We start from the raw sequence: 260 nt of genomic DNA, 5'->3' as shown, positions 1-260 counted from the left end.
CCCCCACCCCAACCAGCCCCCCACGGGCGCCCCACGGCGGCGCCCCCTGCACCAGCCGGACGACGGTGAACCCGGCCGCCAAACCGACGGACACACCGAGGGGCAGCAGCAGGGGCACAGGGCGAAGGGTGAACAGGATCACGAACGCGAGGCTGGGCAGCAGCGACTCCACGATCGCGCGCGAGCCGGCCATGGCCGAGCAGAGCACGTTGTACCTGCTGGGGGTCGCGCCCGGGTGGGGCCCAACGTTGCGCGCGGCG

The 260-nt window shown here is 74.6% G+C and carries 1 protein-coding gene; it reads right to left on the bottom strand.

All coding sequences use genetic code 11. The features are described from left to right. Positions 1–193 (bottom strand): DUF3159 domain-containing protein (locus tag KVS71_RS17785; RefSeq protein WP_254635907.1); only part of this gene is annotated, 193 nt, incomplete at its 3' end. Positions 194–260 lie beyond the last annotated feature (67 nt).

The sequence above is a fragment of the Microbacterium sp. GbtcB4 genome, from assembly GCF_019091465.1.
Lineage (GTDB): Bacteria > Actinomycetota > Actinomycetes > Actinomycetales > Microbacteriaceae > Microbacterium > Microbacterium paraoxydans.
Note: the sequence above shows the minus strand (reverse complement) of the source record. Positions and strands in the feature narration are given on the sequence as shown.